The 12,434-nt window shown below is 48.0% G+C and carries 1 protein-coding gene; it reads right to left on the bottom strand.

The window, feature by feature from the left end:
• Positions 1-20 precede the first annotated feature (20 nt).
• Positions 21-12,431, bottom strand: coding sequence for an Ig-like domain-containing protein (locus tag BET10_RS05500; protein ID WP_070983928.1), 12,411 nt, complete (start codon positions 12,429-12,431; stop codon positions 21-23).
• Between the last annotated feature and the right edge of the window lie 3 nt (positions 12,432-12,434).

Raw genomic sequence — 12,434 nt, 5'->3', positions numbered from 1 at the left:
CTTTCTTATTCAATCACATTTTAGAATCGATATTGTAGACTCAAAGCGATTTCATCTATGTCGTTTTTAGAAACGAAATAGTAGCTATAGTCTAAACCCACAGTAACGCTATTAGAGACCGTGTAATAGAGCCCGCCACCAAGATAGGCACTTGTGCCACTGTCTTCATACCTTTGTGATGAACCGCCATCACGGATACTGTCAATCTCATACTCCCAATTGAAAGCACCGAAAAAGACTTTACCTTCAAAGTGATTTGCTAAGCTCTTAGCGTAATCAGCTTGAATTGCAATCCCCTCTGGCAATACGGGGGCAACATCAGCCAGCGCGCTGTGTACTTGACTAGGGTCGTTGACCGTGCCAGTAAAGCTCACACTGCCCTCACCTAGATTGATATACCTAACGCCCGCATACCAATGTGGCGCAACATTATAAAACGCCCCAAAAGACCAACTGGTGTCTTTGTCATCAACTTTTAACGTCGTTAAGTCAGCTTGTGCCGTGTTTGCATCTGCACTTGCCTGACCGAGCGAAGCGGTTATTTTCCAATCCGATGCATGTGCCTGCGTGCTGACCAAACACGCAGTACTCACAATTGCAAATGCCGGTAATAAAGACTTACTGCGGCGTATAAACATTGCTGAAGTTAGTAACACTAGTAGCCCTCCAAATGAGCCTGATGAACTGTTCGTAATGGTTGTAGTTTGCTGACTGTTAACGGTCACAGCCACAGTACCTTGCGATGTCGCGCCATACTCATCACGCACCACATAAGTGATGGTATCTGTACCGTTAAAGCCTGATTGTGGGGTGTAACTCAGCATGTTATCCGAATTCACGACAACACTACCATGCTCAGCGGTTGCCGATACCAAGTGTAACGCTGTACCTTCTGGGTCACTGTCATTGGCAAGCACATCAATAACCAATGCTGAACCATTAGATACCGCGGTGTCATTCACCGTCACAGGCGCTTTATTGGTGATGATCGAAACAGTCGCGGTGCTGTGTGAAGTCCCGCCATTTCCATCGGTAATGCTGTACTGAATTAGGGCTTCACCAACAAACATGGCAGGCGGGGTATAGTGCAATTGATTATCTTGCACAACCACAGTACCAAAGTCGACCGTTGCGCCTGTGATAGAGAGGGTATCTCCATCCGCATCACTATCGTTGCCTAGTGCGTCAATGATAATGGTCTGCCCTGACACAATTTCCACAGAGTCTGCGGTTGCAACCGGTAGTGCATTGTCAGTGATAGGCACCGCGATGCCGCCTGGATCGACTATCACGCCGTTGGCAACACCATCGTCGTCATTCGGTCCACCGTCAACAATATTAAGCTGAATACACCAACTACCTTCAATCAAACCGACAGTCCATTGATTGTCACCTGGTGGTGGACAGAAGCCCGGCTCACCCTGTGCGCTTAATACTTGGTTGCCATCTTCAATTGCAAAGTTATGCCACTGGCCGTCTTTTAGTTTCCTATAGACGGACCCTGCTGGTACAGGCACACGCTGAGGGAGTACGATACTATACGTGTCGCCCTCTTGCGGCAAACCAGTCGCGATGTAATCAAACAAACCGCCTATGTTTAGCGCATCAGGGTCACTTGGTAGCTCTTCAGTGAGCAGCTCAATACCACCTGTTTGGTTTTGTACAACTGTTGCCCCTTTGCGTAAACAAACGCCTGGGTCACCTTCAACCAGATATTGAGTGGCTTGTAGCGCTCGTTCCTGCATCACATTACAATCCGAAATCGCATCTTGATAATCAGGAATACCATCACCATCAGAGTCTGTGTACCCTTCTTGTGAGTCTGGAATTAAATCGCCATCAGAATCCGTATCTCCAAGCGGCGCGAGCGACTCGATGACCTCAATGTAGACGTCTTTCTGTGTGGATAAATTCGGCGTACCATTGTCTGTTGCGGTAACTTTCACTTTGTATATACCCGGTGCGACATCCAGTGGGTTAAATACAAACAGCTCTGGCACAACAGAAAGATTCAATAACGGAGCAGAGGTTTGCCACGAAACACTGACTTGGTCGTTAGGGTTTGCATCCGCCACGGTTGCCGTAATCGTCACTTCATTGTCTGTTGAAGTAACCAGCTCTCGCTCTTGTGCTTCTTGGACTACTTTCGTGCTCAGTGTCGGTGCAATATTCGCTTCAGAGATTGTCACCGTTGATGAACCACGCGTGCCGATATTCAGGCTGCTGTCTAAGGTTATAACAATGGTTTCATTGCCTTCAATGTCACTATCAGCAAATGTTTCAAACTCAATGCTGGTTTGGAAACCAGAGTTGATAACAACCTCACCCGATAATAGGTCATGATCCGCACTATCCGATGTACCCGATACGGTGTATGGAATTGTTACCGGATAATTTGGAGAACGACCATTTAGGTAAACCACCACACTGTGTTTGTTACCCTCAGCTATGCGACTATTCTTCTGAAGCGATACCAGAGGGTTCACATTCACATTTTGACTCACAGTAGCTTGCAACCCTTGTCCGTCCACTGCTTGCCAGTACGCAATGCTTTGACCAGGCGCAAATAGTGGGAAGCCATTCAACAGAGACACTGGAAGCGTATTGCCCTGAGAGTCAGTAGCCACTGCGGTGCCCAATTCTACTTTGGTGTACAAGCCTGTCGCGTTCACGGTCACATCACTTGGTGCAGTGATAGTCGGCGCTTGGCCACCTCCAGCATTGGTAATCGTTACCATGGCTTTGGCTGAGGCACGCGCTTTGCCTTGGTCTTCAATCACATAATCAACAACGATTGGGCCTTGTGCATTTGGTACCGCTTGGTAAGTCAAGGTATCGCCATTGATACTGACACTACCCAAGGATGCTTTTGCACCGATAATGCTAAGCACGCCACCATCTGGGTCCGAGTCATTATCCAGTACCGGCAGTGTATATTGATTAGCAGTCACTGAAGTGAAGGTAAATGCATCATCCAATGCAATCGGTAGATCATTAATAGACACAACATTAATGCTCACTGTTGCCACATCGGATTGCAACACGCCATCTGATGCAAGGTAGCTAAAGCTATCTGTGCCATTGAAGTTTGGCAGCGGTGTATAGGTTAAGACCGTACCTTGCACTGAGGCGACACCATTTTGTGGTAAGTCTTGCAGTGTTAAGGTTAGCGCATCGCCATCAGCATCGCTTACATCCGCAACAAAGCTGGTGGTGCCATCTTCATTCACACTGCGCTGCATGTTGTTGGCAACTGGCGCAGCATTGATCGCGACGACTGTAATATCAAATGCATCAAGACTGGCTTGCAGCTCACCATCGCTGACAGAGATAATAATGCCAGAGTAAACACCAACATCATTAATGTCAGGAGTGCCCGTCAATGCCCCCGTTGCGGTATCAAAGATCGCCCAACTTGGCACGTTTTCAATGCTAAACGTTAAGGTCTGGGAGTCGACATCCGTAGCCTGCGGGGTAAAGCTATATGCTTCATCTTGATTAACCGATGTGGCAGGCGTGCCTGAAATTTCTGGCGCATCATTTACCGCATTCACTACAATTGCGAACGCGGCAAGTGAGGTGGTGCTTTGCCCATCGCTGACCGATACCACAATACCAGAGTAAGTACCTTGCTGCCCCTCAACTGGGGTGCCAGATACCTCGCCCGTTGCGGTATCAAAACTTGCCCAGATAGGTAGATTAATCACGCTAAAGGTAAGTGTATCGTCGTCGGCATCGCTGGCCGTTGGCACGAAGCTATACGCTTCATCCTCATTGACCGTCGTAGCTGGTGTGCCCGAGATAACCGGCGCATCATTCACAGAATTCACTGTGATAGTCACTGTCGCTTGATTGGACGTCAGCCCCTCGGTGTCTTGAACGGTGTATGTAAAGCTGTCACTGCCGAAGAAATTAGCATTCGGCGTATAGAGAATGCTGCCTGATGCTTGTACCTGAGTACTTCCTCCTTGCGCAGCAGTCACAACGGTCACGCTTGAGCTATTAAGCTGGCTATCAACGTCGGTATCATTACCCAACACGTTGATTTCGATAGAGCCATCTTCAGCCAATTGCGCGGTGTTATCAACCGCAACAGGTGCATCGTTGACTGCCGTAATGTTCACGGTAACGGTTGCTGGGTCTGAACGTAGACCGTCACTGTCTTCAACCGTGTACGTGAAGGTAAGCACCCCATTTTGATCCTGATTCGGTGCAATCGTTAATACCCCATCTGTAGCAACCGAAACATTCGCGAGGCTGTACACGCCAGCACCACTGCCTTGATCTTCCAGCGCAATATCAGCACCAACGAAGCCGCTATCTTCAACATCTGAATCATTGTTTAGAATAGCCAACGTTGTTGCTGTGTCTTCGTTGGTGGTCGTAGAGTCATCTCCCGCAACTGGGCGATCGTTCACAGCACCAATGTTAACTGAAATGGTCGCGATATTTGACTGACCACCTTCACTATCAAGGATTGAGTAGGTGAAGCTATCAGTTCCTGTTTCATTAGCATCAGGCGTGTAAGTGAGTGTTCCAGCCGTTTGGTCAATGCTAGCACTTCCTTTGCTCGGTTGTGTTTCAAGCGTAATATCACCCGTTGGATTGGTATCTTCCACATCCGTTGCGCTGCTCCTGATTGTAAGGGCTGACGTCGATGTATCTTCGTCAATATTGGGTGTAAAGTCTGCCGCAACAGGCGAGTCATTTACCGCCGTAATGGTAACGCTCACTGTTGCTTCATTTGATTCAGCTTGGGTTGAGTCTTTCACTGTGTAAGTGAATGAGTCAGACCCATTGACATTCGCATTTGGAGTATACGTTATCGTGCCATTGCTTACCGATACCTGCCCAAGAGTCGGTGATGTTTTCACAACCACCGATGATGCAACCATATTATCTTCAGGGTCGCTGTCGTTTGACAGAACATTGAGCGAATTAGCGGTATCTTCAAGCGTTGTCAGGGTATCATTTACCGCTGTAGGCGCATCTTCCACTGCATTCATATTGATAGTCACAGTATAAACAGGCGAGCTGGCATTGCTGCTGTCTTCAACGTGGTAAGTGAAGCTATCCGTGTGATTTTCACTGCCACCATGCACGTAGCTAAAGCTGCCATCGCTACTGAGCGTAAGCGTGCCATATTGAGGATCGCTGTCTTTCACTATAGTTAAACTATCATTGGAGTCTAAATCATCGTCATCAGCCAGACTCAATAAACCATTACTACTATCGGCGGATGCTGTGCCTCCCTCATCAATGGTATAGCTAGTATCTTGCCCTGTTGGCGCATCATTGGTGTTAACGACTTCAATGCTAAAGGCGCTAAGACTTCCCGAATCTGAGCCATCACTCACCGATATTTGGATATTAGAGGTCGTGCCCACATGGCTGTCATCTGGCGTACCAGTCAACGCCCCAGTACTAGTATCAAAACTTGCCCAAGAAGGCTGGTTGTTAATACTAAAGGTATGCGTGTCACCTGAATCTGAATCCGTTAATGTAGGTGTAAAGCTGTAAGCACTGTCTTCATCCACACTACTTGCGGGCGTACCAGAGAGCACAGGCACATCGTTATACTGTTTGGTTACGGTATCCGTAAACGCTGAGCTGTCATTACCTGCGGTATCAGTCACCGTCACAGAAAGTGTAAGCGTTCCTTCATCAAGGCTTGTTACGTCAATTGAAGTAACTTGCGCAGATGAGCTGGTAATGGTTGTAGCACTTGAGCTGCTAACTGAGTCAACACCATCGGAAATTTCATAGGTGAAGCTACCTGAGCCCTCTAAGCCAGATAATGTAAAGCTCATTGCCGCTTCATTATCTGCATCTATTTTGCTTTGATCTATGCTAGCTGTGACTCCCGTTGGCGCTGTGGCGTCTATGGTAACACTCAAGCTTGCACTATCTGTGTTGTTACCGGCAGTATCCGTTGAGCGTGCCGAAATTGCGTGCGCACCAGAAGTAAGTGTTGAGCTGGTAATACTCCACGTACCACCACTGACTACAGTACTTCCAACCGAACCATCAACATCTGAAATCAGTGTAATGGTGTCGCCCGTTGTGCCAGTACCAGTAAATGTCGGTGTGGTATCGTTGGTGAGGTTATCACTGCTAGAGCTGCCGCTGTCACTTGCTGTTGCTAAATCTGGTGTACTTGGTGCTGATGGCGCTGTTGAATCAATCGTAACGCTCAACGAACTTGAGCTGCTACTCACGTTACTTGATGAGTCCGTAGCCTTAGCCGAAATGGCGTGTGTAACACCCGCTGTTAAGGTACTGGTGGTAATTTGCCAATTACCTCCCGTAGCCGTAGCGCTACCAATTGACGTAGTACCGCCTCCTTCTTGGTCACTGTATAAAGTAACCGTTGCACCGCTTTCAGCAGTACCGCTAAAGGTTGGCGTTGTGTCGCTGGTGATATTATCTGTGCTCGACGCACCTGTATCAGATCCAGAGTCTAAATCAGGGGTTGAAGGCGCATCTGGCGCCACATCATCATTAACCGTGATAGTAAATGACTCTTGATAGCTTGCTGTGCCATCGCTAGTTTGCACACAAATAACATAGTCACCCGGTGAGGTAGAAGCTTGAGTTTGTAGCGTGCTACCAGAGAACTGGAAGCTGCCATTGCCCGAGCTTGCACTACATGTGCCGTTGTCGCTGGCTCCCGAACTCACAAGGCTATACGTATGACTGTCGCCACTTTCTACATCTGTAGTACTGGCCGTCGCTACCGTAGCAGATACCCCCGTACTTGACTGATCGATGCTGGTTGCTGTTAGCGCAATATCGGTCGGTGCATCATTCACCGCACTGATAGTTACCGTAGCTTGATTGGTGCCTGTGCTATTTGTGGTGCCATCACTAAAGGTGTAATTAAGCGTAACCGATGAGCTTGGGTCTTCTGAGCTATTGGTGTAACCGATTGCCTGTAAAGCACTATCTACCAAAGCAGATGTTGCACTGCTATTGAAAGAAAGCACTAAAGTACCCGATGAGTTCGTGGTAACAGTACCGATTGACGTGCCATTGTAGTCGAATGCATTGCTCTCGGTTAACGTACCAAGTAGACCAGTATTGCTGAATACATCTTCTGTGTTTGCACCACCTGAACGAGCAATGGTCAGTGAGGCACCATCATAGTTACCGTTGCCACTGTTAAGTGCATCCAGCTCGGTATCAGCGACCGTTACATCGCTATCTATCACAATGGTTGAGCCATTTTCTGTAAAGGTGTTACCACCGTTTAGACTTGTAAACACCGGCGCGTCATTCGCATCTTCAAACGTTATCAAGGTATCACTGCCAGAATCGGCAACCGTGAACACCAAGTCATTACCCGGTGCATTAGTTAGAGTGATGCTTACCTCTGGGCTGGCAAACGTCGTGGCGTTGGTGTCTACCTCTAGTGTGCCAGTGCCGTTAAAGCGTACATTCGAGGTGGTCATTCCTGTAAGGTTGGTAATGGTGATGGTGTCACCTGCTGCTAAATCAGCAATGGTATCGCCATTTAAATCCGCTTCCTCACCTGCAAAGTTATCATTGCCGTCATTGCCCGTCATAGAGTCAGTGCCAGCACCTGGACGAATAGTATCTGCCCCGCTACCACCAGTAATGGTGTCTGAACCATCCAAGTCGGTGGCGGTAATTTGCAGTACATCACTGACAAATGCGGATGCATCAATGGTTAAATCAGCCGTGATAGCACTGCCACTGGTATTCGTCACAGAAATAGTTTGTCCATCAACGCTGAAATTATCCGTCAACGTGATAGTAGCCGTATTGTCTGTGCCTATTGCAACCCCTTCAATTGCGGAGACGGTTGTAGTGGAAAAATCAAACGTACCGCCATCCATCAGCTTTAATGTTTCACTACCTGCGCTACCTGTGATGGCCGTTGAAAAATCACTGAGGTTAGCAGTATCAATGGCAACCGTCGCACCACTGCCCACATTAAGCGTACTGATGTTGGTAAATACACCGCCACTGACATCGGAGCCATCTGTAACTTGTACGTTATCCGCTACACTCGAGTCTCCAATTAAAGTGCCGGTATAGGTGCTACCACCTATCGCAAATGAGATCGCATCGGTTGTTGAACTTGCCGTAACCGAGGTGGTGCCAGTGGAAACCGTGATAGTTCTGGTATTCGTGCTATCATCACCAACGCTATAGCTTTCAATGCCCGTCAAGGTGGTAATGTCGCCATCGCCGCTGATTGTAATGGTTTCTGAGCCCGCTGCGGTTATCGTGCCTGTAAAGGTTTCATGCTGAGTGGCCGTCATCGACACCGACGCACCAGATGCCAGCGTTAGGTTGCTCACATCCGTCACGGTGCCGCCCGTAATATCTGCACCTGAGCTAAGTGACAGAGTATCCGCAACCGTGTTATCACCCGTGATGGTGCCCGTATAGGTCAATGAACCGAGGTCAAATGTGATAGCATCTGTGGTTGATGTACCTGTCACTGAGTGACCTGCATCACTGACTGTAACGGTTCTTGTATTGGTAGAGTCATCTGACAGCGTATAATTCTCAATGGCAGAGACGGTGGTCACATCACCATCACCCGATACCGTCAACGATTCCGTGCCACTGCCCGAAATAGAGCCTGTGAAGGAAGATAGTTGCGACACGGTAACCGTTGCAGAGCCATTACTGGTTACCGATAGATTTTCAAAGCCACTGACTGTTGCACCAGCAATACTACCGCCATCACTCACCGACAATGTATCGGTACCGTTACCACCTGTGAGTGTGCCTGTAGCGCTCAAGGTGCCAACATTGACTGTATCATTACCACTACTGCCCGTCAGGTTCTGCCCTGCGGCCCCCAAAGTGAAGGTATTGGCGGCAGAAAGTACATAGCTCTCAATAACACTGTTACCCGTTAAACCATCACTTACATCACTGATTGTAATCGTCTCGGTTGCCGCTGCTGTGATTGTTGAGAAGCTGTCATGCTGCGCTTCGGTCATTGTCACTGATGCATTGTCACTTAAGGTCAGTGATTCAAAGCTACTGACAGTGGCACCGCTAATGTTGGCGCCAGTGTCCGCTTGCAGAGTATCGGTACCTGTACCACCTGAGAGCACACCTGTGGCGGTAAATCCGGTCACATTGACCGTATCATCCCCACTACTACCCGTAACATTTTGAGTCACCACGCCCATGGTAAAGCTCATTGCAGCACCTAACACATAGGTTTCAATGTCGCTGTCACCTGTTAGAGCCTGATCGCCATTGGCACTGGAGATAGTAAACTGGTTCGTACCCGAGCCATTTATGGTGGTAAACGCGTCATGCTGTGTTTCAGTCAATGTCAACGACGCATCGTTGTCTGGCGTGAGCGTCTCAAAGTTAGTCAATGAGGTAAAGTTAGCCAGATTTGACCCTGTTGGCACGCTCAAAATATCCGTACCGCCCCCACCATCTGCGGTTGACCCTGTGATATGCGTGGTCGCACCTATGGTCAGCGTTTCGTCATCGCTGGTGAAAGTAATGGCGGGTGATAAGTTTGTACCATTGCTGCTATTAAAGCTGGCCGCGGTACTTGTTGCCGCAGTGACATTGCTCACTGAGACCGTGGCAGTACGCGAAGTGCTATTGTCAGTGCCATCGTTAATCACCACAGTCACGGTTCTGGCAGTTTCATTAGGCGAGCTTGAGGTATTGTTGTATGTGATTGCCTGTAGGAAGGTTTGTACTTCAGATGCGGTTGCTGTTGCGCCAGAGATAGTAATGGTGTCTTGCAAAGTGATATCTGAAGAGCCTGAAATCCCCGTCAATGCATCTTGCGCCGCTGCACTCACATTTAACCCCTCAGAAGCGCCGTCTTGATCATTGGTGAGTGTAACCGTTATGGTCGTAATCGTATCACCATCCGCCTCCGTAACCGCAGCATTGCTAGCAATTGCCACAGCACCGCTGCCCTCAGAGAAAGAAGCACTGCTGTCATCACTACCACTTGTTGAGTCTAAATCAACCACAGGCGCAGTATTGGCGGTGGTAAAGTTAAAGGTGGTGTCGTCGCTAATACCGGCAAAGCTATTACCCGCAGAATCATCCACCGCGGTAGTATCAATACGAATTGCATAGCTACGATTGCCAGTTAAATCACTGGTTGGATTAATATAGATTTTATCATTGGTAATGCCTATACGGCCTGCACTTGGGGTGGTCGTCGTGCCATCGCTTTCAGTTGCTACATCAAATGCTTCAAAATCACTACTGCCAGTCACATCACGAATGGTAATACTGCCCGACCCTAATGCGATGTTTTCACTAAAGTCGACAATAATGTCATCGCTCGCTGTGACACCTGTGGCATTATCATTGGGCGTGGAGTTTGCACCATCAAACGTGGGAGCTGTGGTATCTATGGTAAATGACGTAATCGTCAAAGCTGAATTTGTATTACCTGCCGAGTCAGTCACTGTAATGGTACAGTCACTATACGTACCATCGGCCAATGCCGTTGAATTATCCGTTTGAGTCAGGGTGATAGTTTGATTTCCTGTCGAACTGATTGTGGTCGAGCTTGACGTACCACAACTTCCACCCACAGCCAATGTGCCTGTTTCTGTAGTACTAAACGTGTAGTTCGGTGTTGAATCATTGGTTGGCGTCGTCACTGCGGTCACTTCTGCAACCGAAGGTGCAGATGTATCTACAGTAAAGCTTGATATGCTCAGCGCTGTATTTGTATTCCCCGCCGAGTCAGTCACTGTAATGGTACAGTCACTATACGTACCATCGGCCAATGCCGTTGAATTATCCGTTTGAGTCAGGGTGATAGTTTGATTTCCTGTCGAACTGATTGTGGTCGAGCTTGATGTGCCACAACTTCCACCCACAGCCAATGTGCCTGTTTCTGTAGTGCTAAACGTGTAGTTTGGTGTTGAGTCATTGGTTGGCGTCGTCACTGCTGTCACTTCCGCAACCGTCGGAGCCGTAGAATCAACCGTAAAACTGGATATCGTCAGTGCTGTATTCGCATTGCCCGCAGAATCTGTCACGGTAATGGTACAGTTGCTGTATGTACCATCCGCTAATGCCGTTGAATTATCCGTTTGAGTCAGAGTAATTATTTGGTTGCCAGTTGAGCTAATTGTAGTTGAGCTTGATGTACCACAACTTCCACCTACAGCTAACGTCCCAGTCTCTGTCGTACTGAAAGCATAGTTTGGCGTACTGTCATTAGTTGGGGTCGTTACTGCAGTGACTTCTGAAACAGTCGGCGCGGTAGTGTCCACTGTAAAGCTGGATATTGCCAGCGCTGTATTCGCATTGCCCGCAGAATCCGTTACCGTAATTGTACAGTCGCTATACGTGCCTTGGGCTAACGCTGTCGAGTTATCTGTTTGGGTCAAAGTGATGGTTTGGTTGCCTGTCGAGCTAATAGTCGTGGAACTTGATGTGCCACAACTTCCACCAACAGACAAAGTGCCTGTCTCTGTAGTGCTAAACGTATAATTTGGTGTTGTATCATTCGTTGGCGTCGTCACTGCGGTCACTTCTGATACCGTTGGCGCTGTGGTGTCTACCGTAAAACTGGTAATGCTTAAAGCATCGCTTGCGTTGCTTGAAGCATCTGTCACAGTGACCGTACAGTCGCTATAGGTGCCATCGGCTAGAGCCGTGCTGTTATCTGTTTGAGTTAGAGTTATCGTTTGGTTGCCTGTGGTGCTGATTGTGGTCGAGCTAGATGTGCCACAACTGCCTCCGATCGACAACTCACCCGCCTCATCAGTCGTGAACGTATAATTGGGGGTGTTGTCGTTTGTTGGTGTAGTAACCGCTGTAACCTCACTAATTGTAGGCGGAGTGCTATCAGCAGAAGCGGAAAAGGTGATCGTATCTACTGCAAATCGGTTGTCATAAACACTATTAAACGAGTCATAAAACTCCAACACCACGGTATCAACGTTTTGCCAATCATTGCCTGAAAAATCTGTGTCTCTTGTAATCGTAAATACATCTGTAGCGTTTCCTTGGGGTACGGTAATAGTAGCGGTCACGGGCGTCGCTGAAGTTCCTCCATCATATCCTTTCAAGAGGATCTGATAATTATCATTTGCTATTTGTAAATTAGGGTAAATGGAAATTGAGTCAAAACTAAAGTTATTGCTAGAATCACTGGTATAGAAAATATACCCACCAGCGGTTGCAGAAGGCGAACCATTGATATAGTCATCTGCTGCCGCTGCGGTGCCTCCATACACGGTCATCGTTGACGACGTATAGGAAGTCGCTGTACCAGCATCTAGCAAGTACGTGACGGAGCTATCTGTATGCGAAATGTTCGCTACTCCACTACCTGACTTCACTTTATAGTCAATAGAGGCAGCCGTGGCAGACAAACAAGATAAAGATAGCCCTAAAAAAAGTGTACCCTTAATAACTGCTGTGATTCGATTCAACTTCATTTT

This window comes from Pseudoalteromonas amylolytica (assembly GCF_001854605.1).
GTDB lineage: Bacteria > Pseudomonadota > Gammaproteobacteria > Enterobacterales > Alteromonadaceae > Pseudoalteromonas > Pseudoalteromonas amylolytica.
The sequence above is the reverse complement of the archived record's forward strand: the minus strand, read 5'-3'. Positions and strand labels throughout refer to the sequence as shown.